The 26,633-nt window shown below is 65.8% G+C and carries 25 protein-coding genes and 1 riboswitch; of the genes, 11 read left to right on the top strand and 14 right to left on the bottom strand.

All coding sequences use genetic code 11. The annotated features are described in order from the left end of the window. Nucleotides 1–53 precede the first annotated feature (53 nt). Nucleotides 54–962 carry an SDR family oxidoreductase gene (locus AAE021_RS16715; protein ID WP_342023418.1) on the bottom strand — a complete coding sequence of 303 codons (909 nt, stop codon included), beginning with the start codon at nt 960–962 and terminating at the stop codon, nt 54–56. A gap of 412 nt (nt 963–1,374) precedes the next feature. Here AAE021_RS16715 and AAE021_RS16710 point away from each other — a divergent pair, with 412 nt between their 5' ends. After that, nucleotides 1,375–1,830 carry a universal stress protein gene (locus AAE021_RS16710; protein WP_342023417.1) on the top strand — a complete coding sequence of 152 codons (456 nt, stop codon included), beginning with the start codon at nt 1,375–1,377 and terminating at the stop codon, nt 1,828–1,830. Between the two features lie 20 nt (nt 1,831–1,850). Here the strand turns inward: AAE021_RS16710 and AAE021_RS16705 are convergent, their stop codons facing one another. Then, a complete protein-coding gene (locus AAE021_RS16705) occupies nt 1,851–3,374 on the bottom strand; it encodes an MFS transporter (protein WP_342023416.1) in 1,524 nt (507 codons plus the stop codon). 108 nt (nt 3,375–3,482) lie between these two features. Between AAE021_RS16705 and AAE021_RS16700 the strand changes: the two genes are divergently transcribed. The 4 genes from AAE021_RS16700 (at nt 3,483) to AAE021_RS16685 (ending at nt 5,847) form a co-directional block, all read left to right on the top strand. Continuing rightward, complete coding sequence (locus AAE021_RS16700; protein WP_342023415.1) at nt 3,483–4,055, top strand: TetR/AcrR family transcriptional regulator; 573 nt, start codon at nt 3,483–3,485, stop codon at nt 4,053–4,055. Between the two features lie 21 nt (nt 4,056–4,076). After that, on the top strand, nt 4,077–4,544 hold the full coding sequence (gene rraA, locus AAE021_RS16695; RefSeq protein WP_342023414.1) for a ribonuclease E activity regulator RraA: 468 nt from the start codon (nt 4,077–4,079) through the stop codon (nt 4,542–4,544). A gap of 77 nt (nt 4,545–4,621) precedes the next feature. Then, the gene (locus AAE021_RS16690; RefSeq protein ID WP_342023413.1) at nt 4,622–5,263 is read left to right on the top strand and encodes an ATP-dependent Clp protease proteolytic subunit; all 642 of its coding nucleotides are present in this window, start codon (nt 4,622–4,624) and stop codon (nt 5,261–5,263) included. Further along, nucleotides 5,260–5,847 carry a ClpP family protease gene (locus AAE021_RS16685; protein WP_342023412.1) on the top strand — a complete coding sequence of 196 codons (588 nt, stop codon included), beginning with the start codon at nt 5,260–5,262 and terminating at the stop codon, nt 5,845–5,847. The genes AAE021_RS16690 and AAE021_RS16685 overlap by 4 nt, the downstream gene beginning before the upstream one ends. Before the next feature lie 18 nt (nt 5,848–5,865). On the opposite strand, the gene AAE021_RS16680 is transcribed toward AAE021_RS16685, so the two are convergent. Beyond that, nucleotides 5,866–6,252, bottom strand: coding sequence for a helix-turn-helix transcriptional regulator (locus AAE021_RS16680; RefSeq protein ID WP_342023411.1), 387 nt, complete (start codon nt 6,250–6,252; stop codon nt 5,866–5,868). Nucleotides 6,253–6,372: 120 nt separating this feature from the next. Here AAE021_RS16680 and AAE021_RS16675 point away from each other — a divergent pair, with 120 nt between their 5' ends. Further along, the gene (locus AAE021_RS16675; RefSeq protein WP_342023410.1) at nt 6,373–6,954 is read left to right on the top strand and encodes a dienelactone hydrolase family protein; all 582 of its coding nucleotides are present in this window, start codon (nt 6,373–6,375) and stop codon (nt 6,952–6,954) included. A gap of 31 nt (nt 6,955–6,985) precedes the next feature. Here the strand turns inward: AAE021_RS16675 and AAE021_RS16670 are convergent, their stop codons facing one another. The 3 genes from AAE021_RS16670 to AAE021_RS16660 all read right to left on the bottom strand — a co-directional run bounded on the left by AAE021_RS16670 (nt 6,986) and on the right by AAE021_RS16660 (nt 9,777). Then, nucleotides 6,986–7,831 (bottom strand): CoA ester lyase, encoded by an 846-nt coding sequence (locus tag AAE021_RS16670; protein WP_342023409.1) that lies wholly within the window; start codon nt 7,829–7,831, stop codon nt 6,986–6,988. A 96-nt stretch (nt 7,832–7,927) separates the two neighbouring features. Continuing rightward, the gene (locus AAE021_RS16665; RefSeq protein ID WP_342023408.1) at nt 7,928–8,101 is read right to left on the bottom strand and encodes a hypothetical protein; all 174 of its coding nucleotides are present in this window, start codon (nt 8,099–8,101) and stop codon (nt 7,928–7,930) included. A 98-nt stretch (nt 8,102–8,199) separates the two neighbouring features. Next, complete coding sequence (locus tag AAE021_RS16660; RefSeq protein ID WP_342023407.1) at nt 8,200–9,777, bottom strand: alanine/glycine:cation symporter family protein; 1,578 nt, start codon at nt 9,775–9,777, stop codon at nt 8,200–8,202. A gap of 194 nt (nt 9,778–9,971) precedes the next feature. On the opposite strand from AAE021_RS16660, the gene AAE021_RS16655 reads away from it, so the two are divergent. Then, complete coding sequence (locus AAE021_RS16655; protein WP_342023406.1) at nt 9,972–11,486, top strand: mannitol dehydrogenase family protein; 1,515 nt, start codon at nt 9,972–9,974, stop codon at nt 11,484–11,486. 24 nt (nt 11,487–11,510) lie between these two features. On the opposite strand, the gene AAE021_RS16650 is transcribed toward AAE021_RS16655, so the two are convergent. Beyond that, a complete protein-coding gene (locus AAE021_RS16650; protein ID WP_342023405.1) occupies nt 11,511–12,395 on the bottom strand; it encodes a sugar-binding transcriptional regulator in 885 nt (294 codons plus the stop codon). Between the two features lie 180 nt (nt 12,396–12,575). On the opposite strand from AAE021_RS16650, the gene AAE021_RS16645 reads away from it, so the two are divergent. From AAE021_RS16645 to AAE021_RS16635, 3 genes are all read left to right on the top strand, one after another. After that, nucleotides 12,576–13,958: a sugar ABC transporter substrate-binding protein gene (locus AAE021_RS16645; RefSeq protein WP_342023404.1), complete on the top strand. Its 1,383-nt coding sequence runs from the start codon at nt 12,576–12,578 to the stop codon at nt 13,956–13,958. After that, entirely contained in the window at nt 13,955–14,899 is a 945-nt protein-coding gene (locus AAE021_RS16640; protein ID WP_342023403.1) for a sugar ABC transporter permease, read from the top strand. Before AAE021_RS16645 ends, AAE021_RS16640 begins: the two co-directional genes overlap by 4 nt. A gap of 62 nt (nt 14,900–14,961) precedes the next feature. Further along, the gene (locus AAE021_RS16635; RefSeq protein ID WP_342025447.1) at nt 14,962–15,792 is read left to right on the top strand and encodes a carbohydrate ABC transporter permease; all 831 of its coding nucleotides are present in this window, start codon (nt 14,962–14,964) and stop codon (nt 15,790–15,792) included. Nucleotides 15,793–15,837: 45 nt separating this feature from the next. Here AAE021_RS16635 and AAE021_RS16630 read toward each other — a convergent pair whose 3' ends face one another. From AAE021_RS16630 to gcvP, 6 genes are all read right to left on the bottom strand, one after another. Then, a complete protein-coding gene (locus tag AAE021_RS16630) occupies nt 15,838–16,260 on the bottom strand; it encodes a ChaB family protein (protein WP_342023402.1) in 423 nt (140 codons plus the stop codon). Nucleotides 16,261–16,391: 131 nt separating this feature from the next. After that, nucleotides 16,392–17,807 (bottom strand): L-serine ammonia-lyase, encoded by a 1,416-nt coding sequence (locus AAE021_RS16625; protein ID WP_342023401.1) that lies wholly within the window; start codon nt 17,805–17,807, stop codon nt 16,392–16,394. A 9-nt stretch (nt 17,808–17,816) separates the two neighbouring features. Beyond that, entirely contained in the window at nt 17,817–19,118 is a 1,302-nt protein-coding gene (glyA, locus tag AAE021_RS16620; RefSeq protein WP_342023400.1) for a serine hydroxymethyltransferase, read from the bottom strand. Beyond that, nucleotides 19,115–19,492 (bottom strand): glycine cleavage system protein GcvH, encoded by a 378-nt coding sequence (gene gcvH / locus AAE021_RS16615; protein WP_342023399.1) that lies wholly within the window; start codon nt 19,490–19,492, stop codon nt 19,115–19,117. The genes glyA and gcvH overlap by 4 nt, the downstream gene beginning before the upstream one ends. 206 nt (nt 19,493–19,698) lie before the next feature. Further along, nucleotides 19,699–20,832: a glycine cleavage system aminomethyltransferase GcvT gene (gene gcvT, locus AAE021_RS16610; RefSeq protein WP_342023398.1), complete on the bottom strand. Its 1,134-nt coding sequence runs from the start codon at nt 20,830–20,832 to the stop codon at nt 19,699–19,701. Between the two features lie 17 nt (nt 20,833–20,849). Further along, nucleotides 20,850–23,744, bottom strand: coding sequence for an aminomethyl-transferring glycine dehydrogenase (gcvP, locus tag AAE021_RS16605; protein WP_342023397.1), 2,895 nt, complete (start codon nt 23,742–23,744; stop codon nt 20,850–20,852). Between the two features lie 151 nt (nt 23,745–23,895). Continuing rightward, nucleotides 23,896–24,032, bottom strand: a riboswitch (glycine riboswitch). Between the two features lie 304 nt (nt 24,033–24,336). Here gcvP and cycA point away from each other — a divergent pair. Next, nucleotides 24,337–25,845 (top strand): D-serine/D-alanine/glycine transporter, encoded by a 1,509-nt coding sequence (gene cycA, locus AAE021_RS16600; protein WP_342023396.1) that lies wholly within the window; start codon nt 24,337–24,339, stop codon nt 25,843–25,845. On the opposite strand, the gene AAE021_RS16595 is transcribed toward cycA, so the two are convergent. Further along, nucleotides 25,842–26,627 (bottom strand): MBL fold metallo-hydrolase, encoded by a 786-nt coding sequence (locus tag AAE021_RS16595; RefSeq protein ID WP_342023395.1) that lies wholly within the window; start codon nt 26,625–26,627, stop codon nt 25,842–25,844. The genes cycA and AAE021_RS16595 overlap by 4 nt on opposite strands. Nucleotides 26,628–26,633: the final 6 nt, after the last annotated feature.

Raw genomic sequence — 26,633 nt, 5'->3', positions numbered from 1 at the left:
GGCCCGCACACTTTTCGTAAGTGTGCGGGCCAGCCTGCTGGTGGGGTTTACCTTTACGGCGAGGGAGTGCCGCCGTTGACGTTCAGCGTTTCGCCGATGACGTAGCTGGATTCGGGCGACGCCAGGAAAACGTAGGCCGGAGCGAGCTCGGTCGGCTGGCCGGCGCGGCCCAGCGGGGTGTCCTTGCCGAACTCAGGCAGCATCTCCTTGGGCTGGCCGTCGGATACCTGCAGCGGCGTCCAGAACGGTCCCGGAGCCACCGCGTTGACGCGGATGCCCTTGGGCGCCAGCTGCTGGGCCAGGCCCTTGGTGAAGTTGTTGATGGCGGCCTTGGTGCTGGCATAGTCCAGCAGGAAGGGCGACGGGTTGTAGGCCTGGATTGATGTGGTGTTGATGATGCTGGAGCCGGCCGGCAGGTGCGGCAGCGCGGCCTTGGTGATGCGGAAGAACGCGTAGATGTTGGTCTTGAACGTGTCATCGAGCTGCTCGTCGGAGAGGTCCTCGAGGTTTTCCACGGCAACCTGCTTGCCCGCGTTGTTCACCAGGATGTCCAGCCCGCCCAGGGCCTCGACGGCGTCGGACACCAGCTGCGCGCAGTATGCGGCGTCGCGGACGTCACCGGGAAGCGCCACGGCCTTGCGGCCGGCGGCCTCAATGAGGCGGACAATTTCCTGTGCGTCCTCTTCTTCCTCGGGCAGGTAAGCCAGTGCGACGTCGGCACCCTCACGGGCGTAGGCGATGGCCACGGCCGCGCCGATGCCGGAGTCGGCTCCGGTAATGAGCGCTTTGCGCCCTTCCAGGCGGCCGGTGCCGCGGTAGGACTCCTCACCGCGGTCCGTCTTCGGCTCCAGGTCCGCGTCCAGGCCGGGCTCCGGCTGGTCCTGCTTCGGCGGCGTAATCGTCGGGAAGCGGTCCACCGGGTTCTGGAAGGTGTACTGGTCATTGGTGCTGCCGTTGGTCATGGAGTTTCCCACTTTCGGTAGGTCATTCTGCATGCGGTACGCCCGTCCCGGGCGGGCGGATTCCCGCCGGAAGCAACAAGCGTAAGTATGCTTACTATCCTAGACCGGAGGGGCTTGCTGCCTCAAGTTCCGTGTCGCGGCGGCTAGAACAGCATGCTGAGGAAGCCCACGCTGACGCTGGCAACCAGCGCGATAATCAGGAGCCAGACAATGACGGTTCGGTACTTATTCATGGTTCGCATAGTTCCACGAGTCTACCCAGCGGGCGCCTCCGGTCCCCGGTCCAGGCAGGAGCGGACAGGGCTGCCGGCACGGAAATGCCTCTAATCAGCGCCGGGCGCGGTGCCGCCCCTCCCCCACGGACCCCATGACGGGCAGGATGAGAGTTAATCCCGAGAGAACGGATGAGCAAATGAGCACACCCGATGAGGACCGCAAGCGGATAGTCGTGGGCGTGGACGGGTCCCGGCTGTCCATTGAAGCCCTGTGGAAAGCCCAGCGGCTGGCTGCGGTTCTCGGCTGCCCGCTGCAGGTGGTCACGGTGTGGGAGCAGGCCGTTTCCCTGACCGCCCCCGTCCCCACCGACGTCTGGTCCCCCCAGGTGGAGGCCGAACACATCATGGCCGAGGTGCTGGAGGAAGCATTCGGCTCCGCGATTCCGCCGGACCTGACGCAGACTCCGCTGGTGGGCCGGGCGGTGGAACTGCTGATTGAGGCCAGCCGGGGAGCGGAAATGCTCGTGGTGGGAAACCGGGGGCGGGGCGGGTTCGCCGGGCTGCTGCTCGGCTCCGTCAGCTCGGTCCTGGCCGCCCACGCCCGCTGCCCCGTCCTCATCGTGCACCGCGGAGAATCCGAAGAACCCTCCTAGGTTGGAAGAACTGTCGCAGGTCAGCTGTCCGCGGAGGCCCGCCGCAGGATAATGAGCGCACCGGCGGCGGCAACCACCATCAGGACCACGCCAATAAACGACGTGGTGAACACGCCGGAGTCAAAGGCCGCCCGGGCGGATTCCAGCAGCTGCTGGGCAGCACCTTCCGGCAGCCGCTGGGCCGCTTCGACGGCTCCGCCCAGGGTTTCGGAGGCGGCTTCGGCGTCGGCCGGGGTGAGCCCGGCGGGCAGCACCACGCCGTTCCGGTAGTCGGCCGTCAGGATGCTGCCAAGCACCGCCGTGCCCAGGACCGCACCGACTTCATAGGCGGTCTCGGAGATCGCCGAGGCGGCGCCGGCCTTGGTGGGGGGCACGGACGAGAGGATGAGGTCATTGGAGATGGTTTCCGCAGCGCCGACCCCCAGGCCGAGCACCATGAAAGCCAGCATGAGCTCACCCACGCCGCCGCCTCCGGTCATCAGGATGATGGTGTAGCCCACCGCATTCAGGAGCAGGCCGCCGGCAATAATGTAGCCGGGCCGTACGTGCCGAACCACGCGCACCACCGCCAGTCCGGCAATGATGGTCAGCAGCAGCCCCGGCAGCATGATCAGCCCGGCCTGCTGCGGAGACTTTTCCAGCACCAGCTGCAGGTGCTGGGACAGGAAGAAGATGAACCCGACCAGGGAAAAGACGCTGAGCAGGTTGGCGCCGATGGAGCCGCTGAAGGTGGGATTGCGGAACAATCGCACATCCAGCATCGGATGCAGACGGCGGAGCTGGCGGCGGACAAAGAGGATGCCGAACACCAGCCCGACGGCGATCGGCAGCAGCGACTCGGCGCCAACCCCCGACGTCGAAATCGCCTTGATGCCGTAAACCACCGGGAACATGGCGGCCATGACCAGCAGGATGCTCCACACGTCCACCGGGCCGGGGTTGGGGTCGCGTGATTCGGGCAGCAGCACCGGGCCCAGGACCAGCAGCGGAATCAGCACCGGAACGGACAGCAGGAACACCGAGCCCCACCAGAAGTGCTCCAGCAGCAGTCCGCCGACAATGGGCCCCAGTGCCGCGCCGCCGGAGAAGCCCGCGGCCCAGACGGCAATGGCGATCCTCCGCTGGGACGGAACCGTGAAGATGTTCCGGATCAGGGACAGCGTGGCCGGCATCAGCATTGCGCCGAACAGGCCGAGCAGTGCGCGGGCGCCAATCAGGGCTTCGGCGGAGGGCACAAACGCCGCTGCGGCGGAGACCAAACCAAAGCCGGCGCTGCCGATCAGCAGCAGCCGCCGCCGGCCGATGCGGTCGCCCAGGGCACCCATCGGAACCAACAGTCCGGCGAGCACCAGGGCGTAGATGTCCACGATCCACAGCAGCTCGGTGCCGCTCGGCGCCAGGGCGCGCGACAGAGACGGGATGGCAAAGCTCAGGACGGTGTTGTCGACGGAAATCAGCAGCACCGGCAGCATGAGCACAGCCAGTCCCAGCCATTCACGCCGGCCGGCTCGTTGGATGTGGGGTGCTTCCTGTACCGCGGGCACAGCTGTCTCCTTCGCTCATCGTTGGGGTGTGTCAGCAGGTGCGGATCGAGTCCGTTCGCTTACTGTACCGTCTAGACTGTACAGCAATAGATGGCGTAGCGTAAACGTATGCCTGAGCACACTTCCACCCGGGACCGCATCCTCTTCGCCTATGAGGAGCTGCTGATCAATGAAGGTCCCCGCGGCGCCACAATGGACGCCGTTATCGCGCTGGCCGGCGTGTCCAAAGGCGGGCTGCTGTATCACTTCAAGAACAAGGAAGCCCTGGCCGCCGCCCTCATCACCAGGCTGGGGGAACTGGCGGACATCGATATGAAGGCGATGAGCGCGGACCCCGAGGGCCCGGCCCGGTACCTGGTCCGCGAGTCCGTGTACGTGGGCAGCGCACTGGACCGCGCGCTGATCGGCGTCGTCCGCCTGGCCCAGGCCTCGGACCCTGAGGCATCGGCAATGCTGGAACGGATCCACCACAACTGGATGCAGCTGATTCTCGGGGAGGTCGGCAATCCGGCCATCGCGCGCGCCATCCTGCTCCTGGGCGACGGACTGTATTACAACCAGGGCCTCGCCGGCGGCTGGCCGCGGGAAAAGAGCACGTCAACCGCGGAATCCGTGGCAGAGCTGCTGGAGGTGGTGGAAGTCCTCAAGGCCCACGCAGCATCCCTGCAACGCTCGAGCTGAGGCCTGTGCCAGAGTAGGGCCATGGACATCAGCACAGCAGACCTTTACGACCAGCACGGCGAGAACCTCGCGTCCGTGCCCCTGCAGTTTCAGAACCTTGGCGGCCATACCGCCTTCACCGGGCCCATCCGCACCATCCGGTGCATGGAGGACAACGGGCTGGTCAAGTCCACCCTGAACTCCCCCGGCGACGGCGCGGTGCTTGTGGTGGACGGCGGCGGGTCGCTGAACAGCGCCCTCATGGGGGACATGATCGCCGGGGCTGCGGTGGCCAACGGGTGGGCCGGCGTCGTCATCAACGGCGCCATCCGCGACCGTGGTGCAATAGCCGGGCTGCCGCTGGGAGTGAAGGCCCTGGGTTCCAACCCGCGCAAGAGCGCCAAGGACTCCGCCGGAGAAGTGGACGTCACCGTGGAATTTGGCGGTGTAGCCTTCCGGCCCGGTGCCGTTCTCTACGCCGACGGCGACGGCATCCTGGTCGAGCGCTGATCCCGCGCTGCTGAGGGCGGATCCGCTGCCGGCAGATCCGTCTATCCGGCAGCGGATTCCGGGAGCACGGTGGAGTCATGAATGATTCCGAGAAAACACCGCTGTTCACCGAAAGCATCCGCCGGGAATTCTACGAGCGCCGCGTCCTGGTTTTGGACGGTCCGCTGGATGACGACAATGGAACGCTGCTCGCCGCGCAGCTCATCAGTCTGGCCGCGGAGGACCCGCTGACCGACATAGCCCTGTGGATCCACTCCCCCGGAGGTTCCGTCCCGGCGATGCTGGCCATCCGCGACCTTATGCGGACGATCCCGAATGATGTCTCAACCCTGGCGTTTGGCATCGCGTGCTCCGCCGGCCAGTTCCTGCTCTCCGCCGGAACGCACGGCAAGCGCCGGGCACTGCCGCATGCCCGCATCCTGATGCACCAGGGATCGGCCGGCATTGCGGGCACCGCCGTCGACATTGAGCTGCAGGCCGATGACCTGCGGCACACCCGGGACACCGTGCTGCGGCTCATTTCCGAAGACACCGGACAACCGGTGGAGCGGATTTTCGAGGACTCGCTGCATGATCACTGGTACACGGCCCGGGAGGCGCTGGATTACGGGTTTGTCGATTCCATTGTGCAGGGCTTTGACGATTTCCGGCCCCGGCACCGGGTGGCCGCGGGATTCGGCCGCGCCGCCGCGCCCGCCATTGCGGAGGAGGTCCGATGAGCAGTTACACCATCCCCAACGTGATCGCGCAGCATCCGCGCGGCGAACGGATCATGGACATTTACTCGCATCTGCTCACGGAGCGGATTGTCTACCTTGGCACGCCCCTTGACGCCGGAGTGGCGAACGCCCTGATCGCCCAGCTGCTGTACCTGCACTCGGCCTCGCCCGATTCCGACATTGACCTGTACATCAACTGTGAGGGCGGCGATCCCAGTGCCATGCTCGCCGTGTATGACACGATTCGCTTTATCCGCCCGGACGTCGCGACCACCGTTGTTGGCCAGGCCGTCGCCGTCGGCGCCGTGCTGCTCGCCGCCGGCGCCGAAGGAAAGCGCGCTGCCCTGCCGCACGCACGGATTGTTCTTCACCAGCCCGCGGCGCAGGGCCGCGGCACCATACCCGACCTGATTTTGCAGGCTGACGAGCTGGTGCGCGTCCGTTCGGACATGGAGGCCATCCTCTCCCGGCACTCCGGTCAGAGCGTTTCGGCGCTGCGTGCGGACACCGACCGCGACCGGCTCTTCACTGCGGCGGCAGCCAGGGACTACGGGCTGATTGACCATGTCATTGATAAAGCCTGAGCCGCGGGCCCGGGTTTTTCAGGCAGCCAGGGTAAAGGAACCGCGGCCGACGGCGGGGCTGGCCGGCGCCTGCACAGCAGTTGCGCTGCCGCTGGCAAGGATCAGCGTTTCAGCTACGGCCAGGGTCAGGTCAACCAGCTTGACGCCAAGGGCACCGGCAACGGCCTCGATCATTTCGCTCGAGGGTTCCTTGAGTCCCCGCTCGATCTCCGAGAGGTACTGCGGGGAGAGGCCGGCCCGAGCGGCGATTTCTCCCAGCGTCATACCGCGGTTGTGACGGAGCCGTCTCAGCAGCTCACCGAGGACCTCCCGCCACAGGGGCTCCGGCGGTGTGCGGGGTGCGTCCACACCGGCGTCACGGTCACGCACCGGTTCTGAAACTCTGAATGCAGCGATGTCAGCCATGCTTGATCGTAAAACGGAGATGCCGGCCGGCAACAGGGTCTCTGCTGTGAGCAGAGGAAGCAGATGCTGACTCATATGATGGGCCGGACTGCTATTTCACAGCGCGCTAGGAGCACTCCCGTGGCCAATGTCCTGATGTTCCACCACGTCCTGGGGCTGACGCCCGGCATGGATGCCTTTGCCGATGTGCTGCGTGAAGCCGGGCATACCGTCACCGTCCCCGACCTCTTTGACGGGCGGACTTTTCCCGAGCTTGCCGACGGCATGGCTTACGCCGAAGAGGTCGGTTTTCAGGAACTGGAGGACGCCGGAGTGCGGATTGCCGGACGCTTTCCGCCGGGGATGGTCTACATCGGATTCTCCCTCGGCGTCCTGCCGGCCCAGCGGCTGGCGCAGACCCGGCCCGGCGCCCGCGGCGCCGTGCTGGTCAGCTCCTGCGTTCCGCTCGGCGTCTTTGCGGATTCCTGGCCCGCGGGTGTTCCCGTGCAGATTCACGGCATGGACAAAGATCCCATTTTCGTGGATGAGGGAGACCTCGCCGCCGCGGAGAACCTGATGGACACCACTGCGGAAGCGGAGCTGTTCCTCTACCCGGGCAGCTCCCACCTGTTCGCCGACATCAGCTTGGATGACTACGACGAAACAGCAGCACCCGCGCTCACGGCGCGGGTGCTGGAATTACTGGCCCGGACGGACGCATAAGACCGCAGCAGCGCCCGGCGTCCTGCAGCTCTTAGGCGTTCCAGAGTCCGTAGGAGTCTGCCAGCGATGAGATTTTCTGCGCGCGCGCCAGGCGCGGCAGGTAGGAACCGTCTCCCACCACTGCGCCGGCGGCGTGCGCTTCGAGCAGTTCATGGGCCCACTGGACTTCCGACTCGCTCGGCGACAGCCCTTGGTTGATGGTGTCGGCGGCGTCGGGCATCAGGCACAGCTTGCCGGTCATGCCCATGGACTGGGTGACCTTGCAGGCTTCAAGCAGCTTCTCGCCCAGGGCGCCAACGGTGGGGCCGTCAATGGGACCGGGCAGCTGGCCGACGCGGGAGGCAACCACCAGCTTGGAACGGGCGTAGGCCAGCGCCATCGGATCGTCGGAGGCGCCGGTGTCGCGGCGGAAGTCGCCGACGCCGAAGGCGAGGCGGAAGGTGCCGGGAGCGGAGGCAATCGCCGTCGCGTTCTCGATGCCCAGGGCGGACTCCACCAGGGCGAGGACCGGGGTGCCGGCCTGCAGCCGCATGGCGGTGTGGGTCACCTGTTCAGGCTTTTCGGTCATTGCCAGCATGACGCCGCGCAGGCCCGGAGCCTTAGACAGTGCGGCCAGGTCATCAGCCCAGTAGTCGGTTTCGATGCCGTTGACGCGCACCCAGGCGGTCATGCCGGTGGAGAGGGCTTCAACGACGCGTTCGCGGGCCTCCGCCTTGCCGGCTGCGGGAACTGCATCTTCCATGTCGAACACCACTGAGTCCGCTTCGGACACCAGCGCGGGAGCAAAATTCGCTTCGTTTGCCGCAGATGCAAGCAGCCAGGAACGGGACAGTTTTGCGGGCAGCGACGCGGCGCGGCTGTTTCGAAAGGGGGCCATGGATAAGACACTACTTTCACGGCGGCGGTTCCTAAAATGGGACAGCCGGATTGTGTCGACCGTCACCTGCCCGGTTCCGCCCGTGGGCGCCGCGGCCTAGCCGGGGAGGCCGGGACTTCCGGCCGAACCCGCGGCAGCGCGCATTTCAGCGATCAGCAGCCTCAGGAAGATGATCAGCAGCACCAGCGCCCACACCACCAGGACCGCCACCGCGGCCACGGCCAGAAAGTAGAGAAGACCGAAAATCACACCAATTCCAGATGCAGCCATGATGATGTCCCCCACTGTTGCCCGGCACGTTGCTCCGAGGCTACACGGGTATTGACTCGCGGCGGCTCAGGAGGCCCTGAGGCCGGGACCGGCGGAACTCAACCGGCAGGGGCTGCGTCCTTGATGTCCTGCTCATCTATGCCGAGCAGCTCCAGCTTGCCGCTCCTGCGGTCCGCCAGGTATTCCTTCATTTCCCGCTTGATAACCGGCAGCAGCAGGTACACGCCGAGCAGGTTCACGAACGCGCAGACAAACAGCGCGGCGTCGGCGAAGCTGATGACCTGGCTGAAGGAGAGCACGCAGCCCGCCACGGTGAAGGTCAGGAAGATGACCTTATAGGCGATTTCCCGGCGCCGGCCGCGACCAAAGAGGTATTCCCAGGACTTCAGCCCGTAGTAGGACCACGTGATCAGGGTGGAGTATGCGAAGAGCGCGACGGCGATGGAGAGGACAACCGGGAACCATGGCAGGACGGTGGCGAAGGCGTCGGAGGTGAGGATCACGCCGTCGGGCGCATCCCCGCCGCCCTGCACCTGGTCAATGCCTGCCTGCAGGCTCGGGGTGGACGCCATGATGATGGCCAGTGCGGTCATGGTGCAGATAAGGACGGTGTCCACGAGCGGCTCGAAGAGCGCCACGAATCCTTCGCTGACCGGACGGCGGGTCTTGACCGCCGAGTGGGCGATGGCGGCGGATCCGACTCCGGCTTCGTTCGAGAAGGACGCGCGCTGGAAGCCGACGATCATCACGCCGAGAATGCCACCGGCAAAACCCTCAGGCCGGAAGGCGCCCTCCACAATGGCTCCGAACGCTGCCGGAACGTTCTCGAAGTTGACGATGATGACAAACAGGCAGGCCAGGATGTAGACGCCGCCCATGGCCGGCACCAGTTTGGAGGTGGTGGCGCCAATGGATTTGATCCCGCCAAGGATGACCACTGCCACCATGGCAGCCAGCACCAGTCCGAATATCAGAGCAGCCCCGGCACTGCCGAGCAGGCCGTCGTCACCGCCGGTGACATTCTGGATCTGCGCGAACGTTTGGTTGGCCTGGAACATATTGCCGCCGGCAATTCCAAAAATCAGGATGGCCACCGCAAAGGTCCCGGTGAGGATCCTGGCCGGCCACCGGCCCAGCCGCCTAAAGGCCACCGGCAGGTACTTGAAGGGACCGCCGCTGATGGAGCCGTCTTCATGGACCTCGCGGTACTTCACGCCGAGCGTGCATTCCGCGAACTTTGAGGCCATGCCCAGCAGCCCGGCAAGGATCATCCAGAACGTTGCGCCCGGTCCGCCCAGGGCCATGGCCGCACCAACACCGGCGATGTTACCCAGCCCCACCGTGCCGGACAGGGCGGAGGTGAGGGCCTGGAAATGCGGCACTTCACCCGGATCATCCTTGGAGGAGAATTTTCCGCGGACCACCTGCGCGGCGACCCTCAATCCGCGGAACTGGATGAAGCCAAAGTAGAAGGTGAAAACCACGCCGGCCACGATGAGCCACGCGACAACAATCGGAAAACTGAGATCGCCGATGGTGACAGGGAAAAACACGACTGCGTTGAAAAGGTCCGAGATCGGCTCAAACACGGAGTTGATTGCGGAATCCACGGATCCGAGCCAGCCAACCTCCTCGGATGCCGGTGCCATGGGAACAACTGCCCGTGCTGTGTTCATTATTCAATCCCCGGTGAGTAGTAAGTCTGCTGCCGAATGAATAGAGCCAGCCTTACTTAACGATGGATGTAATCCAAATCACACCCTTGGCAGCGTGCCGGACGGACTTCGCGGAGTGCGCTCATATGATCGGCACCGCGGCGCTCACATGCTAGATTTATCCGCACCTATCCGCCCCGTCCCCAGGTGTGATCATGAGCAAACTCAGTGCCGCCACTTTGTCCGGCCTCTCCCCAAACCTGTCCGTCCCGTCCTATGACCGGTCGAACATCACCGTCGGAATTGTCCACTTTGGCGTGGGCGGATTCCACCGCGCACACCAGGCCATGTACGTGGACCGCCTGATGAACGCCGGCGGCGCAAGTGACTGGGGCATCTGCGGAGTGGGAGTCCTGCCTGCCGATGCGGCCATGAAAACGGTGATGGAAAACCAGGACTGCCTGTACACGCTGGTGGTCAAGAACCCTGACGGCATCCGGGAGGGCCGGGTGATCGGCTCCATCATCGAATACCTCCTGGCACCGGAGGATCCGGAAGCCGTGATCGAAAAGATGGCGGCGCCCGGGACGCGGATTGTCTCCCTGAGCATCACTGAGGGCGGGTACAACTTCCACCATGTCACCGGTGAATTCGACGCCGACAACCCCGCCGTAGCGGCCGATCTGGCTCCCGGGGCGGTTCCATCCACAGTGTTCGGGCTTGTCACCGAGGCCCTCGTGCGGCGCCGGGACCGCGGCCTGCCGCCGTTCACGGTTATGTCCTGCGACAACATCCAGGGCAACGGAGACGTTGCCGCCAAAATGTTCACGGCCTTTGCACGCCTCCGGGATCCGGAACTTGGCCAATGGGTGCAGGAGAATGTCGCCTTCCCCAACTCCATGGTGGACCGGATCACGCCCGTTACCACTGACGGGGACCGGGCCATGGTGGCGGAGGACTTCGGGGTGGAGGACGCCTGGCCGGTGGTGTGCGAGGACTTTGAGCAGTGGGTGCTGGAGGATGAATTCCCGCTCGGGCGTCCGGCCTTTGACGAGGTGGGCGTCCAGGTGGTGGACGACGTCGAACCCTATGAACTCATGAAGCTGCGCCTGCTCAACGCCAGCCACCAGGGCCTGTGCTATTTCGGCTACCTTGCCGGCTACCGGTACGCGCACGAGGTGTGCCAGGACCCGCTGTTCGCCAGGTTCCTGCTGGATTACATGGACAAGGAGGCCACGCCAACGCTCAAGCCGCTGCCCGGTGTGGACCTGGCCGGCTACAAGCACAAGCTGATTGAGCGGTTCTCCAACGAATACGTCCGTGACACGCTCGCCCGGCTGTGCGCCGAGAGCTCGGACCGGATTCCCAAGTGGCTGCTGCCGGTGATCCGCGAGAACCTGGCTGCCGGCGGCGAGATCCACCGCTCCGCCGCCATCGTTGCGAGCTGGGCCCGGTATGCCGAAGGCATCGATGAGCAGGGCGAACCCATCACTGTTGTGGACCGGCTGCGGGAGCCCCTGATGGCGGCAGCCGCGCACAACCGGGAAGAGCCGCTGGCCTTTGTCTCCAACCGGGAGCTGTTCGGCGACTTGGCTTCCAATGACCGCTTTGTCCGCGCCTACACGGGCGCGCTGGACACCCTGCACGACGACGGCGCCCGGGCCACCGTCCAGTCCCTGGTCACGGACCCGGCCACGGACACGGACTGGGCCACGGACCCGGACCGGTAGGCCGCCGCAGGTTCGCGCGGGCCGCTAGACCGTCCCGGCCTCGCCGGACAGTGCGGCCGCCAGCTCCTCGTCCACCAGCAGAGTGGTGACGAACCCGGCCTTCAGCACCGCGCGGACGGCGTCAGCGCGGGCGGCGCCCTGGGCCACGGCCACCACCTTGGGCGTGTGCTGCAGCTGGGACACCGTTACCGCCAGGACACGGTCCTCCAGTTCGGAGTTGACGGGCTGCCCGGCCGCGTCGAGCAGCCGGCCGGAACATTCGGCGACGGCGCCGGCCCGGGCAGCCTGCAGCCGCAGCCGGTTATCCACCCTGTTCCAGACCGTCGACAGTCCGGGCATCCATGCACCTACGGCAACGACGGCGGCGTCCAGCCCGTCTGCGCGGCCCAGCGTGTCCGCGATTTCCGGCTGCCGGCGCAGGCTCTCCGCAGTGTCAGCATTCTCCACGACCAGCGGAGCCCACAGCGGCCATGTCTTAACCCCGGGGTGCCTGCCCAGGCTCTGAATGAGCTCCAGGGAGTTGCCGCTTCCGGGAACCGGAAGCGCCCCGGCCAGCTGGACGATGTTGGACGGAGGCAGGTCCGTCACGTGCCGGGCCGCGAGATCCAGGGTGCGGGACCAGGAAATACCGAGCGTGGCATTGGGGAATGCCACTGCCATCAGTTCCGCGGCAGCCCTGTGGGCCATGGCTTCACGGGTAGTCAGGTCATCAGCGCCGGTGGGAGTGATTCTGACGTGTTCGACGCCGAGGATGTCCGCCAGCCGGCCCGGCTCGACCCCCGAACCCGGAGCGGGAAAGTGCACATCAATGTGCACAATGCCCAGGGCCAGGGCCTCTTCCAAGTGCCGCGCCACCTGGAATCGTGAAATTCCGTAGGCGCGGGCAATCTCCACCTTGGAGTGGTGCAAGAGGTAATAATCCCGGCCAATCCGGGCCAGGAGTTCCTCGTGGGACCAGTCTGTCGCAGCGATGACCTGACCCTGACCCTTCTCGATTAAGACGTTTACGGTTTGCTCATTTGAGTCTATCTGCTTACAGTTACTCCACAAATGAGCGCAAGGCAGTTCTCACATGAGCAAGGGTGACGTATGAGACTTGGACGCAGCGGCTCGGTCCGCACTCGACGGGCCGGCCGCAAAGCCGCGGCAGCCTCAGTGGCGGCGCTTGCCCTTGCACTCTCCGGGTGCGGCGGCGACAGCGCGGCGGGGCCCGAGGAAATAGTGGTGGCCATCGTTTCCAACCCGCAGATGACTGACGCCATTTCCCTCGAGGATAATTTCCGCGAGCAGTATCCCGACGTTGACGCCCGCTTTGTCTCCCTGCCGGAGAACGAGGCCAGGGCCAAGATCACGGCGTCCGTGGCCACGGGCGGCGGCGAGTTCGACGTCGTCATGATCTCCAACTATGAGACGCCCATGTGGGCCGAAAACGGGTGGATCACCAACCTGCAGGAGTACGCCGACTCCACCGAAGGCTACGATCCGGATGACTTTGTTCCCAACATCCGTGAGGCCCTGAGCTACGAGGGGGACCTGTATTCCGTTCCGTTCTACGGCGAATCCTCCTTCCTCGCCTACCGCGAGGATATTTTCGAGGCGGAGGGCCTGGTGATGCCTGAGCGGCCCACCTGGGAGGATGTGGCAAATTTCGCGGAGCGGCTGCATGACCCGGACAACGGCTTCTCCGGCATCTGCCTGCGGGGCTTGGCCGGCTGGGGCGAGGTGATGGCACCGCTGAGCACCATGATGAACACCTACGGCGGAGGCTGGTTTGATGAGGACTGGAACGCCACGCTGGATTCGCCGGAGGTGGAGGCCGCCGTGACCGATTACGTGGACCTGGTCCGCACGTCAGGCCAGCCGGGGGCGGCCACCAGCGGATTCGGCGACTGCCTGACCCAGTACAGCCAGGGCACCGCGGCCATGTGGTACGACGCAACCTCCATGGTCTCCTCAGTGGAGGACCCCGCATCATCGCTGGTGGTGGGAAAAACCGGTTACGCCCAGGCCCCGGTGGAGGAAACGGAATCCTCCGGCTGGCTGTACAGCTGGTCGCTGGCGATTCCCGAAACGAGCCAGAAGAAGGATGCCGCCTGGGACTTCATCTCTTGGATGACCAACAAGGACTACATCAAGCTGGTGGGCGAGGAAATCAGTTGGGAACGTGTCCCGCCGGGCAGCCGGCTGTCCACCTATGAGATTCCCGAATATGCCGAAGTGGCGGAAAACTACGCCGAACCCACGCTGTCGGCCATGGCCGGTGCATCCCAGGAAACCAGCATGGTGGGCGGAGTTCCGTACCCCGGCCTGCAGTTTGTCGGGATCCCCGAGTTCCAGGACCTCGGCACCCGGGTGGCGCAGCAGATATCCGCCGCCATTGCCGGACAAAAAACAGTGGCCGAAGCACTGGAACAATCGCAGCGCTACGCCGAAACCGTCGCGGAAAGCTACCAGTCAGGAGAAAACCAATGACCAGCCTGGTAGACAAGCACCACCAGAAGGTGCGCCGCGGCGCCGAACAGCGCCAGTCCCGGGGCATCTCCCGCGCAGAGGGCTGGCGGCGGCGGGGACCACTGCTGCCGGCTCTGGTCTTCACCCTGATAGTGACCCAGGTGCCCTTCCTGTTCACCATTTGGTATTCCCTGCAGAACTGGAACCTGCTCAACCCCGAGGGCGACAGGTTTGTGGGGCTGGGCAACTACGTGGAGATCTTCGCTGATTCCACCTTCCGGCAGGCCGCGCTGAACAGCGTGATCTTCACGCTGGGCTGCGTCTTTTTCGCCATGCTCCTCGGGATTGTCTTTGCCCTGCTGCTGGACCGGTCCTTTGCCGGGCGCGGCGTGGTCCGGACCCTGCTCATCACTCCGTTCCTGATCATGCCGGTGGCCGGTTCCCTGCTGTGGTCCGTGTCCATCCTGAACCCCAGCTACGGCCTGCTGAACTGGCTGATTGGACTGGTGGGCATTTCGCCGGTGGACTGGACGTCCACCCACCCGATTGCCTCCATCCTGATGTCCCTGGTGTGGCAGTGGACGCCGTTCATGATGCTGCTGGTCCTGGCCGGCCTGCAGGCCCAACCCAAGGATGTGCTGGAAGCGGCCCAGGTGGACGGCGCCGGCTGGTGGCGGACGTTCATCTCCGTCACCCTTCCGCAGCTGCGCCGCTACATTGAACTGGGCATCCTGCTCGGCGCCATTTACGTGGTGAACACCTTCGACCAGATCTACCTCATGACGGCGGGCGGTCCCGGCACGGCCAGCGCCAACCTGCCCTTCTACATCTACCAGCGGGCGTTCCTGGGCTTCGACATCGGGCAGGCCGCCGCCATGGGCGTAGTGGTGGTTATTGCCACGATCATCGTGGCCACCTTCGCCCTCCGCCTGATCTTCCGCAGCTTCGACGTAAAGGACTAGCCGTGGCCACGCAGACAGAATCGGCTTCCACCGGAAGCACCCCTCCCGCAAGCAAATCACCGGTGCCGGCACGCCGCGGTCGGTCCCGGACCGGCGGGTCACTGCTGACGGCACTGACCTGGATCATCGCCATCGGGTTCTTCTCCCCGGTGCTGTGGATGGTGCTCACATCGTTCAAGCAGGAGTCTGCGGCGGCGTCGAATCCTCCCACGTTCTTTTTCTCCCCCACCCTGGACCAGTATCGGGCCGTGCTGGACGCGGGGGCGGGTTCATACTTCGTGAACTCGATGATCGCCACCGGCGTTTCCACGATCCTGGTGGTGATCATGGCGGTGCCGGCCTCCTACGCCCTCAGCATCCGGCCGGTCAAAAAGACGCAGGACGTGCTGTTCTTCTTCATTTCCACCCGCATGCTCCCCGTCGTCGCCGTCATCATGCCCATCTACGTCATTGCGGGCCAGCTGAAAGTCCTGGACAACATTTGGACCCTGGTGGTCCTTTACACCTCCATGAACCTGCCCATCGCCGTGTGGATGATGCGCTCCTTCTTCCAGGAGGTGCCCGGAGAGGTGCTGGAAGCGGCACAGATGGACGGCGCAGGCCTGCTGAAAACCCTGTGGCGGGTGCTGATGCCCATGGTCGCCCCCGGCCTGGCCGCCACAGCCCTGATCTGCGTCATCTTCGCCTGGAACGAATTCTTCTTCGCCCTGAACCTCACGGCCGCACGGTCCGCCACGGTGCCGGTGTTCCTGGTCTCGCAAATGACCAGCGAGGGCCTGTACCTGGCCCAGCTGTCAGCGGCCTCGGTCCTCGCATCGCTGCCGGTGGTGATCGCGGGATGGGTGGCCCAGAAGCAGCTGGTGCGCGGCCTGTCGATGGGCGCGGTGAAGTAGCGGGGAAGTAGCGGAGACCATCCGGGCAGGGAGTCCGGCGCAGGCCTAGCCTTCGCGGGCTTTGCGGGTTTCCTTCTCGTTGGCCTTTTGGATGGCCTTCACCAGTTCGTCCTTGTTCATGGTGGAGCGTCCGGAGATGTCCAGCTTTGATGCGACCTCATACAGGTGCTCCTTGGAGGCATTGGCATCCACTCCGCCGGCCGTGTCCCCGGAAGAGTTCCGGCCCCCTGCCGCCTTGGCATCGGAGGGCCCGGATTCTTCCTTGGGCTCCCAGTGATCGCCCACCTTTTCATGCGTGTGCTTCAGGGCGGCGTAGGCCGTCCGGGCCGCGCGTTCCCCGTCGCCGTACTCCTCAACGGCAGAATCGTAGGTCTTCGCGAAGGTATCCTGGGCCAACTTCCCGGACCGCTGCAGCGTTGAGGGCAGTTCACTCTTCTTGGCGGAATCATTCTTGCCGGTCTTGGGCATGACGCATCCTTTCCGTAAGTTGCGGCCGGACTCGCCGGCATCGGAAGACAGAAACAGCAGGTGCCTTTGCTAAGGGCACTTACTGTCTATCAAAGGAGCGATTCCGGCTCAACCCGTCCCGGTGCCGAAAGTCAGCACTCCACCACGTTCACGGCGAGGCCGCCGAGCGCGGTTTCCTTGTACTTGGAACTCATGTCGCGGCCGGTTTCCCGCATGGTCACAATGACCTCATCCAGCGAAACACGGTGGTCGCCGTCGCCCCACAGCGCCATTTTGGCGGCGTTGACGGCTTTGGCGGCGCCGATGGCGTTGCGTTCGATGCAGGGCACCTGCACCAGGCCGCCGATCGGATCGCAGGTCAGGCCCAGGTTGTGTTCCATGGCGATTTCGGCGGCGTTTTCCACCTGCTCAGGCGTGCCGCCCAGGATTTCAGCCAGCCCGGCGGCGGCCATCGAGGACGCTGATCCCACCTCGCCCTGGCAGCCCACCTCCGCACCGGAGATGGAGGCCTGCTCCTTGTACAGGACCCCCACGGCGCCGGCCGTGAGCAGGAAGCGCACGACGACGTCGTCCTTCTGCTCCTGCGTGGCGGTGTCCATGCCCGGGCCGTAGTGCGTGGCATAGAACATGACGGCGGGAATGATGCCGGCCGCACCGTTGGTGGGTGCGGTGACCACGCGGCCCCCGGAGGCGTTTTCCTCGTTGACGGCCAGCGCCACGAGGTTCACCCATTCCTGCCAGAACTTCGGGTCCCGGTCCGGGTCTTCGGCGCGAAGCCGGGTGTGCCAGGCCGGTGCCCGCCGGCGGACCTTCAGCCCGCCCGGGAGCAGGCCGGTGCGCGCGATCGCCGAGTTTTTGCACTCCTCCATGACGTCGCGGATGTGCAGCAGTCCAGAGCGAATGTCAGGCTCGGTGCGGGACGCTTTTTCATTGGCCAGCATGACTTCGCTGATGCTGAGCCCGTTGTCAGTGCAGTGCCGCAGGAGCCCGACGGCGGTGCGGAACGGAAACGGCAGTGCCGCCTTGGTGGACTCCAGTTCCTCCCGGGCGGCGTCCTCCTCGCCGTCGCGGACAATAAAGCCGCCGCCCACGGAGAAGAACGTGGCCTCGTGCAGCACCGTGCCGTCGACGCCCGAGGCGGCGAACTTCATCCCGTTGGTGTGCCGCGGCAGCACGGTGAGCGGGTGCAGGACAATGTCCGCTTCGCCGTATTCCAGGATCCGGGAGTCGGCACCGGGGACCTGCGAACACAGGCGCAGTTTCCGGGTTGCCTCGATGGCGGCGAGGCGTTCTTCAACCTCCTCGGGGAGGATTTTTTCCGGGGCAAAACCTTCGAGCCCCAGCAGGACCGCGGTCATGGTGCCGTGGCCGCGGCCGGTCGCCGCGAGCGACCCGTACAGGTCAACGCGGAGGCCGGCCACGGCGGACAGGACGCCGGCGTCAACCAGCTCGCCCGCAAAAACGGCAGCGGCCCGCATCGGGCCCACTGTGTGTGAGCTCGATGGGCCGATGCCTACGGAGAACAGGTCAAAAACGCCGACAGCCAATGGGATTCCTTAAACGTGCGCCGGTGAGGAGGCCAGGTCGGCAACCCCGGTGTACAGCGGATGCGCGGAGGCCAGCGCGGAAACGCGGTCCTTCAGCGGCGACAGGTCATCGTCTTCGCCGGCAATGAGCGCCAGCGCAATGATGTCAGCCACCTCGCGGAATGCGTCCTCGCCGAACCCGCGGGTCGCCAGGGCAGGGGTGCCGATCCGCAGGCCGGAGGTCACCATCGGCGGGCGGGGATCAAACGGAACCGCGTTGCGGTTGACGGTGATGTCGATCTGCGCCAGACGGTCCTCGCCTTCCTGCCCGTTGAGGGCGGCGTTGCGCAGGTCCACCAGCACCAGGTGCACGTCGGTGCCGCCGGAGATCACGGAAATGCCCTTGGCGGCGACGTCGTCGGCGAGCAGGCGCTCGGCCAGGATCCGCGCGCCGGCCAGGGTGCGCTCCTGGCGCTCCTTGAACTCCGGCGTTGCCGCGATCTTGAAGGCCGTGGCCTTGCCGGCAATAACGTGTTCCAGCGGGCCGCCCTGCTGGCCGGGGAAGACAGCGGAGTTGATCTTCTTCGCGATGTCGGCGTCGTTGGAGAGGATGATGCCGCCGCGCGGACCGGCCAGGGTCTTGTGCGTGGTGGAGGTGACCACGTGGGCGTGCGGGACCGGGCTGGGGTGCAGCCCGGCGGCCACGAGGCCGGCGAAGTGGGCCATGTCCACCATCAGGTAGGCGCCCACGGAGTCGGCAATGCGGCGGAACTCGGCGAAGTCCAGCTGCCGGGCGTAGGCGGACCAGCCGGCGACGATCAGCTTGGGCTGGTGCTCCTGTGCCAGACGTTCCACCTCGGCCATGTCGATCCGCTGGGTGTCTTCGGCAACGTTGTACGGCACCACGTTGTACAGCCGGCCGGAGAAGTTGATCTTCATGCCGTGGGTGAGGTGTCCGCCGTGTGCCAGGGACAGGCCCAGAATGGTGTCGCCCGGACGGATCAGGGCGTGCATGACGGAGGCGTTGGCCTGCGCGCCGGAGTGCGGCTGCACGTTGGCGAAGCCCGCGCCGAAGAGGTCCTTGGCCCGGTCAATTGCGAGCTGCTCAATGACGTCCACGTACTCGCAGCCGCCGTAGTAGCGCCGGCCCGGGTAACCCTCGGCGTACTTGTTGGTCAGCACCGAGCCCTGGGATTCCATGACAGCCACGGAAGTGTGGTTCTCGGAAGCGATCATTTCCAGGCCGGACTGCTGGCGGCGGCGCTCGTTGTCGATCTGCTCCGCCACCTCCGGATCAATCTGCGCGAGGTGGGAGTTCAGGTAATCGGTCACAGCTCGCCGCCGTTCTTCTCTGCGTACTCCTCGGCGCTGAGCAGGGCGCCCTCTGAGGTGGTGTTGACCGTGAAGAGCCAGCCGGCGCCGTACGGGTCCTCGTTCAGCAGGGCCGGGTTGTCGATGGCCTCCTGGTTGATCTCCACGATTTCGCCCGAGACCGGTGCGTACAGGTCCGACACGGACTTGGTGGATTCAACTTCACCGCAGGTTTCGCCCGCGGTGATCACGGTGCCGACCTCGGGCAGGTCCACGTACACCACGTCGCCGAGCGCGTCGGCGGCCACGGCGGAGATGCCGACCTTCATGGGGCTGGCGCCGTCCACCCACTCGTGTTCAGCGGAATAGCGGAGTCCTGCATCAACTTTGCTCATGGGGTGTGCCTTTCTAGATCTGCTGCATGCTTCGGTTTAGTTCAAAGTCTAGGTTGCTGCGTGGGCCGCGTGCGTTGGGAGCGGCGGCGGTATTCCAACGTCCCTTAGACACCTCGCTCGTTCCTCGCTCGGCGATGCGGGACTAAAGGAATATCGCAGCCGCCCAGCGACGTCACCCAAATGCCACCAAGGTTAAGCGGCTAGCGCTATTTTTCGCGTTTGTAGAACGGGAGGGAGACGACCTCGAAAGGTTCGGGCTTGCCGCGGAGGTCAACGTCAACGGTGGTGCCCGGCTCAGTGAAGGCGGCGTCGACGTAGGCGAGGGCAACCGGGTAGCCGAGCGTGGGACTCGGAGCACCGGAGGTGACTTCACCGATCACTGCACCGTCCCTCAGCACCGGGTAGTGCGAGCGGCCGGCACGGCGGCCGGTCCCCTTCAGCCCCACCAGGCGGCGGGCCGGAGCCTGCTCCTTCTTGGCTTCCAGGGCGGCGCGGCCCACAAAGTCGCCTTCCTTGGACAGCGCGACGACAGGGCCAAGGCCCGCGGCGTAGGGATCCAGGTCCAGCGAGAGCTCGTTGCCGTACAGCGGCATGCCGGCCTCCAGCCGGAGCGAATCCCGGCAGGCCAGGCCGGCGGGAATCAGGCCCGAGTCCGCGCCGGCGGCGAGCAGCGCACCCCACAGGGCGGCGGCGTCGTCGTTCGGGACGTAAATCTCGAAGCCGTCTTCGCCGGTGTACCCGGTGCGGGCCAGCAGCAAATTCAGCGTGCGCTCCCCCGCCTCGCTGCCCACGGCCAGGTCCACGGTGTCCGCCGCGTAGTACTTCATTCCGGTCACCTTCTCGGCCTGGGCCGCCGGAACCAGTGACAGGACAATGGCCTCGGCATTCGGGCCCTGCACGGCAACCAGCGATGTGTCGGCAGAGGCATCGTGCACCCGGACGTCAAAGCCCGACGCGCGGGCGGCCAGTTCCGCGGCCACCACCGGCGCGTTGCCGGCGTTGGGCACCACCAGATAGGAGTCGTCGGCGAGCCGGTAGCTGATGAGGTCATCAATGATCCCGCCGGCCTCGTTGGTGATCAGCGAGTACTTGGCCCGGCCAAGCTTCACGGCGGACAGCTTGCCGGTGAGGGCGTAATCCAGGAAGGCGCCGGCGTCCGGGCCGGTGACCTCGACTTCGCCCATGTGGGAGAGGTCAAAGAGGCCGGCAGCCTTGCGGACCGCATGGTGTTCGGCCAGTTCCGAGCTGTATTTCAGCGGCATTTGCCAGCCGCCGAAGTCGGTGAAGGAGGCGCCGAGGCGTTTGTGCTCTTCGTAGAGCGCGGTGAATTTCTCAGTCATGGTGGATCCCTTGCGCTCTAGTTTTCGAAGTCTTCGATGGGCGGGCAGGAGCAGATGAGGTTGCGGTCGCCGGCGGCGCCGTCAATCCGGCCCACCGGCGGGAAGTACTTGTCCATCCGCTGGCTCTTCATCGGGAAGGCCGCCTGCTCGCGCGGGTAGACGCGGTCCCATTCGTTTCCGGCCACGACGACGGCGGTGTGCGGCGCGTTGCGCAGCGGGCTCTCCTCCAGGGAGAAGTCGCCGGCGGCCACCTGGTCGATTTCGGCGCGGATGGCGATCATGGCGTCGATGAAGCGGTCAATTTCGCCCAGGTCCTCGGACTCGGTGGGCTCGACCATCAGGGTTCCGGCCACCGGGAAGGACAGCGTGGGGGCGTGGAAACCGTAGTCGACCAGACGCTTGGCCACGTCTTCGGCGCTGACGCCGGTGCGGGCCGTCAGCTCGCGCAGGTCCAGGATGCACTCGTGCGCCACGAGTCCACCCTTGCCCGTGTAGAGAACCGGGAAGTACTCGTTGAGCCGCGCGGCGACGTAGTTGGCCGACAGCAGCGCGCTCTTGGTGGCTTCGGTCAGGCCTTCGCCACCCATCAGGTTCACGTAGGCCCAGGAGATCGGCAGGACGCCGGCGGATCCAAAGCGCGATGCGGACACCGGGATGTCCTCGCCTTCGGTCCAGGTGGCGGCATCGCCGGGCAGGAACGGTGCCAGGTGGGACTTCACGGCCACCGGGCCGACGCCGGGACCGCCGCCGCCGTGCGGGATGCAGAAGGTCTTGTGCAGGTTCAGGTGCGAGACGTCGCCGCCGAAGTCGCCCGGCTGGGCCAGGCCGACGAGCGCGTTGAGGTTGGCGCCGTCAATGTAGACCTGGCCGCCGGCTTCGTGGACGGCGTCGCAGACGTCGCGGACGTCGTCGTCGAACACGCCATGGGTGGAGGGGTAGGTGATCATGATCGCGGCGAGGTTCTCGCGGTGCGCGTCGATCTTGGCGCGCAGGTCCGCGTGGTCAATGGCGCCGTCGGAGGCGGTTGCCACCACCACCACCTTCATGCCGGCCAGGACGGCGGACGCGGCGTTGGTGCCATGGGCCGATGCCGGAATCAGGCAGACGGTGCGCTGCTCGTCCCCGCGGGAGTGGTGGTAGCCGCGGATGGCGAGCAGGCCGGCCAGTTCGCCCTGGGAGCCGGCGTTGGGCTGGATGGACACCTTGTCATAGCCGGTGATGGTGGCCAGCTTGGCCTCCAGGTCACCGATCAGTTCCCGCCAGCCCTCGGTCTGGGAATCCGGGGCAAAGGGATGGATGGAGGCGAACTCGGGCCAGGTCATGGCCTGCATTTCGGCGGTGGCGTTGAGCTTCATGGTGCACGAGCCCAGCGGAATCATGGTGCGGTCCAGGGCCAGGTCCCGGTCCGAGAGGCGGCGCAGGTAGCGCAGCATCTGGGTTTCGGAGCGGTGCGTGTGGAACACCGGGTGGGTCATGAACTCTGAGCTGCGCAGCAGGTCGGCTGCCAGCTCAAAGCCCTCGGCGGGACCTGCCGCGGAAGCCACGGCTCCGGCGGGAACACCGAAAGCGGCCGCGACGTCGGCCAGCACGGCGGGCGTGGTGGTTTCGTCGCAGGAAATGCCCACAGTGTCCGCATCAATGGAGCGCAGGTTGATGCCGCGTGCCTCGGCGGCGGCCACGACGTCGGCGGCCTTGCCCGGGACGCGCGCGGTAACCGTGTCGAAGAAGGACCCGTGCAGCAGCTCGATCCCGGCACCTGTCAGTGCGGCGGCCAGGGACCGCGCTGAGTTATGGGCGCGGCGGGCAATCGCGGTCAGTCCCTGCGGGCCGTGGTACACCGCGTACATGGAGGCCACGATGGCCAGCAGCGCCTGCGCGGTGCAGATGTTGGACGTGGCCTTCTCGCGGCGAATGTGCTGCTCACGGGTCTGCAGCGCCAACCGGTAGGCGGGGGTGCCGGCGGAGTCCTTGGAGACGCCCACCAGGCGGCCGGGCAGCGAGCGCTCCAGGCCCTTGCGGACCGCCATGTACGCGGCGTGCGGGCCGCCGAAGAACAGCGGAACGCCGAAGCGCTGGACGGAGCCGACGGCGATGTCCGCGCCCTGCTCACCGGGAGGGGTGATCAGGGTCAGGGCCAGCAGGTCCGCGGCGACGGTGACGAGGGCCCCGCGGTCCTTTGCTTCTGCGATCAGTGCGGCCTGGTTGCGGACCACGCCGGAGACGCCCGGCTGCTGCAGAACGAGACCGGTGACCTCGCCGTCGGGCAGTCCGTTGGCGAGGTCTGCGACGATCACGTCAAAACCCAGGGCCTTGGCCCGGCCCTTGACCACGGCGATGGTCTGGGGAAGTGCCTCGGAGTCCAGGACGATGGCGCCGTTGGACTTGGACTTGTTGGAGCGGCGCATGAGCAGCACCGCCTCAGCCACCGCGGTGGCTTCATCCAGCAGTGAGGCGTTGGCGATGGGCAGGGCGGTGAGGTCCTGGACCATGGTCTGGAAGTTCAACAGCGCCTCAAGGCGCCCCTGGGAGATTTCGGGCTGGTACGGGGTGTAGGCGGTGTACCAGGCGGGGTCCTCCACGACGTTGCGCAGGATCACCGGCGGGGTGTGCGTGCCGTAGTAGCCCTGGCCGATCATCTGCACGGCGGTCTTGTTCCTGCCGGCAATGGAGCGCAGCTGCGCCAGTGTTTCCTCTTCCGAACGGGCCGGGTCAAGGATCAGGGGGTGCCCCTGGCGGATGGCGGCGGGCACGGCCATATCCGCAAGGGCATCCAGGGAGTCATATCCGACGGCCTTGAGCATCGCGGCGGCCGACCCGGCACGGGCACCAATATGACGGTCAACAAACGCGGCGGCACCAGCGGCATCGTTGTCGGTGATGGCGGTTTGGGCAGTGGACAAATCAGCAGTCATGAAGGGCTCCAGGAAAGTCAGACGGGGTACGCCAACGAAGGTTGCGTCCTCCCCGCTCTGTATTGGACCTGAGAGATTCCGCGGGGGTGGCCCCGCTTGCACCGTCGGTGAGCTTGCGCGCAATGGCGCGCCGGCTGCTTTCCAGAGTTGCCTCGCTGTGGCGGTACAGGGGCCTGAGAGATTCCCGGGGAGGGTTTGCTCCTACGGCGCCCGCCGGTGCAGTGTCATGGCTGCAGTTGGAACTGCAATATACGGCTGCACGGTGCGGAACTCTCCCGCCACGGCTGATAAAGGCGTATTCACTTGTGTATTTCCACCAGTGACCCTACCTTGTGCCCGGTGCCTCATCAAGAGAGTGACGGTGGCCCCGCACCTCTGTGACGCCGGACTCCGCGCCGGGGTGACGCACATTAAGGGGCCAGTATGCCGTGCGTCGACCGCAGTGGCGCCAAATTGACATCATCCGCGCCCGGCTTCCAAACTTGAATGTCGGCGGTGGCGCCAACAACCTCAGGGGGCCTCCATCGGAAGGCCCGTTCCGGCTTCGCGCGGCGTCACGAGCGCCGGCTGGTGTCTACTGAGAAAGAGCCCCATGCCCGACCGTACGACCAGCCCCTCCCCTGCTCCTTCCCCCTCCCCGGCGCCTTTAGCGGGGAAGACACCGGCCGGAGCTCCAAGCTCCTCGGAGCCGGAACTCTCCCGTTCGCTGTCCAACCGCCATATCCAGCTCCTGGCCATCGGCGGCGCGATTGGAACCGGCCTGTTCATGGGGTCGGGAAAGACCATTTCCGTGGCCGGACCGTCGGTGATTTTCGTCTACATGATCATCGGCTTCATGCTGTTCTTCGTCATGCGGGCCATGGGCGAACTCCTGCTGTCGAATCTGAAGTACAAGTCCTTCAGCGACTTCTCCGCGGACCTGCTGGGTCCCTGGGCGGGGTTCTTTACCGGGTGGACCTATTGGTTCTGCTGGGTGGTCACCGGAATAGCGGATGTGGTGGCCATTTCCCACTATGTGACCTTCTGGTGGGGCGACGCGCCGCTGTGGATCCCGGCTCTGGCCTGCATCCTGGTGCTGCTGGCCCTGAATCTGCCCAGCGTGAAGGCCTTCGGCGAGGCTGAGTTCTGGTTTGCCCTGATCAAGATCCTGGCGATCGTCACGCTGATCGTGGTGGGCCTGGTCATGATCTTCACCCGCTTTACGTCCGGTGACAACGATGTCGCCGGGTTCGACAACCTCTGGGCGCACGGCGGGCTCTTCCCCACGGGCCCGATGGGGTTCGTGGCCGGTTTCCAGATTGCCGTGTTCGCCTTCGTGGGCATTGAACTGGTGGGTACCGCGGCGGCTGAAACGAAGGATCCGGAGAAGAACCTTCCCCGGGCCATCAACTCCATCCCGCTGCGCATCATGCTCTTCTATGTAGGCGCCCTGGTGGTGCTCATTTCCGTGGTTCCCTGGGACAGGTTCAGCGCGGACGAGAGCCCGTTCGTGGGCATGTTCGCCCTCGCGGGACTGGGTGCGGCAGCCGCCGTCGTGAACTTCGTGGTCCTGACGTCCGCGGCGTCATCAGCGAATTCCGGGATATATTCCACCTCGCGCATGGTTTTCGGTTTGGCGCACGACGGCGATGCCCCCAAGGCGTTCGGCCGCCTGTCGCGGCGCAAAGTGCCGCAGAACGCCCTGTTCTTCTCCTGCACCTTCCTGCTGGCGGGCGTTGTGCTGCTGTACGCGGGCGAGTCGGTCAGCGCCGCGTTCACCCTCGTCAGCACCATTTCCGCACTGTGCTTCATGTTTGTCTGGACGATCATCCTGGCCAGCTACCTGGTGTACCGGCGCCGCCGGCCGCAGCTGCACGAGGCGTCATCCTTCAAGATGCCCGGCGGCGTGGTGATGGTTTACGTGGTGCTCGCGTTCTTCGGATTCCTGCTCTGGGCCCTGACCACGCAGCCTGACACGCTGCAGGCGCTGCTGGTCACGCCAATCTGGTTTGCCCTGCTGGGCGTGGTCTACGCCTTCCTGCGCCGGACCCCGCTGCACCAGGCCCGGGTGGCCGAGCACAAGGCCATGGTGGCCGCGGAGCGTGCCGAGCTGGTCCGCTAGCCCCGGGTAAAGGCGAGGTAGCGGGCCGCTGACTCCTGGACGATGCGGTCCGCACCGTGCGGAAGAATCCGGTCCCACCAGCCGCCGTAAAGCCGCCCGTACCGCAGCCGTTCCAGCCGCGCGGCGGCTTCCTCCACCACCGCCGGGCGTTCCGGGATCTGGTTCGGGTAGCTGTAGAGGAAGGACACGTGGGTGCGGTCCGGAATGACGTTGACGATGTCGCCGGTGAAAAGGACGCCGGCGCCCTCCGGATCACCGGTCCAGTGCAGCACGGTGCCACCCGGAAAGTGCACGCCGGCCCGGTACAGCGTCAGGTCCGCGCCGATGCTCCGGCTGTTCCCGTCCCAGAACTCCAGGGCAGCGTCCTCCCGCCCCACCCACTGCCGGTCCGCTGCGTGCAGGTACACGGGGGCGTCAAATTCGTGCGCCCATTCCACCATGGTGGTGTAGAAGTGCGGATGGCTGACGGCGATCGCCCGGATACCTCCCTCGGCACGGATGAGCGCGGCAAGTTCATCGTCCAGGTACGCCTGGCAGTCCCAGAGAATATTCCCGCCGGCGGCCTTGACCAGCAGTGGACGCTGTCCGATGGCGAAGGCCGGCTCGCAGCCGATGCCCAGCACTCCGGGCCCCTGGGCGTGCATGCTGCCGCGGTGCGACGGTCCGCGCAGCTTCTCCAGGGTGGTCCAGGCCTGGCCGGTGACGGGCATGTACTGGCGCTCGTCGTCGCAATGGGGCAGTTGGAGCGCGGCGCGGAGTACTGGGTTCCGCAGGTGACGCACACCGGA

The sequence above is a fragment of the Arthrobacter citreus genome, assembly GCF_038405225.1.
Classification (GTDB): Bacteria; Actinomycetota; Actinomycetes; order Actinomycetales; family Micrococcaceae; genus Arthrobacter_B; species Arthrobacter_B citreus_A.
The sequence above is the reverse complement of the archived record's forward strand: the minus strand, read 5'-3'. Positions and strand labels throughout refer to the sequence as shown.

What these genes read in the sequence shown, in the direction of transcription:
- AAE021_RS16715 (WP_342023418.1), bottom strand. Translation starts at nt 962, where the DNA reads ATGACCAACGGCAGCACCAATGACCAGTACACCTTCCAGAACCCGGTG.
- AAE021_RS16710 (WP_342023417.1), top strand. Translation starts at nt 1,375, where the DNA reads ATGAGCACACCCGATGAGGACCGCAAGCGGATAGTCGTGGGCGTGGAC.
- AAE021_RS16700 (WP_342023415.1), top strand. Translation starts at nt 3,483, where the DNA reads ATGCCTGAGCACACTTCCACCCGGGACCGCATCCTCTTCGCCTATGAG.
- rraA (WP_342023414.1), top strand. Translation starts at nt 4,077, where the DNA reads ATGGACATCAGCACAGCAGACCTTTACGACCAGCACGGCGAGAACCTC.
- AAE021_RS16690 (WP_342023413.1), top strand. Translation starts at nt 4,622, where the DNA reads ATGAATGATTCCGAGAAAACACCGCTGTTCACCGAAAGCATCCGCCGG.
- AAE021_RS16685 (WP_342023412.1), top strand. Translation starts at nt 5,260, where the DNA reads ATGAGCAGTTACACCATCCCCAACGTGATCGCGCAGCATCCGCGCGGC.
- AAE021_RS16680 (WP_342023411.1), bottom strand. Translation starts at nt 6,252, where the DNA reads ATGGCTGACATCGCTGCATTCAGAGTTTCAGAACCGGTGCGTGACCGT.
- AAE021_RS16670 (WP_342023409.1), bottom strand. Translation starts at nt 7,831, where the DNA reads ATGGCCCCCTTTCGAAACAGCCGCGCCGCGTCGCTGCCCGCAAAACTG.
- AAE021_RS16665 (WP_342023408.1), bottom strand. Translation starts at nt 8,101, where the DNA reads ATGGCTGCATCTGGAATTGGTGTGATTTTCGGTCTTCTCTACTTTCTG.
- AAE021_RS16660 (WP_342023407.1), bottom strand. Translation starts at nt 9,777, where the DNA reads ATGAACACAGCACGGGCAGTTGTTCCCATGGCACCGGCATCCGAGGAG.
- AAE021_RS16655 (WP_342023406.1), top strand. Translation starts at nt 9,972, where the DNA reads ATGAGCAAACTCAGTGCCGCCACTTTGTCCGGCCTCTCCCCAAACCTG.
- AAE021_RS16645 (WP_342023404.1), top strand. Translation starts at nt 12,576, where the DNA reads ATGAGACTTGGACGCAGCGGCTCGGTCCGCACTCGACGGGCCGGCCGC.
- AAE021_RS16640 (WP_342023403.1), top strand. Translation starts at nt 13,955, where the DNA reads ATGACCAGCCTGGTAGACAAGCACCACCAGAAGGTGCGCCGCGGCGCC.
- AAE021_RS16630 (WP_342023402.1), bottom strand. Translation starts at nt 16,260, where the DNA reads ATGCCCAAGACCGGCAAGAATGATTCCGCCAAGAAGAGTGAACTGCCC.
- gcvH (WP_342023399.1), bottom strand. Translation starts at nt 19,492, where the DNA reads ATGAGCAAAGTTGATGCAGGACTCCGCTATTCCGCTGAACACGAGTGG.
- gcvT (WP_342023398.1), bottom strand. Translation starts at nt 20,832, where the DNA reads ATGACTGAGAAATTCACCGCGCTCTACGAAGAGCACAAACGCCTCGGC.
- gcvP (WP_342023397.1), bottom strand. Translation starts at nt 23,744, where the DNA reads ATGACTGCTGATTTGTCCACTGCCCAAACCGCCATCACCGACAACGAT.
- cycA (WP_342023396.1), top strand. Translation starts at nt 24,337, where the DNA reads ATGCCCGACCGTACGACCAGCCCCTCCCCTGCTCCTTCCCCCTCCCCG.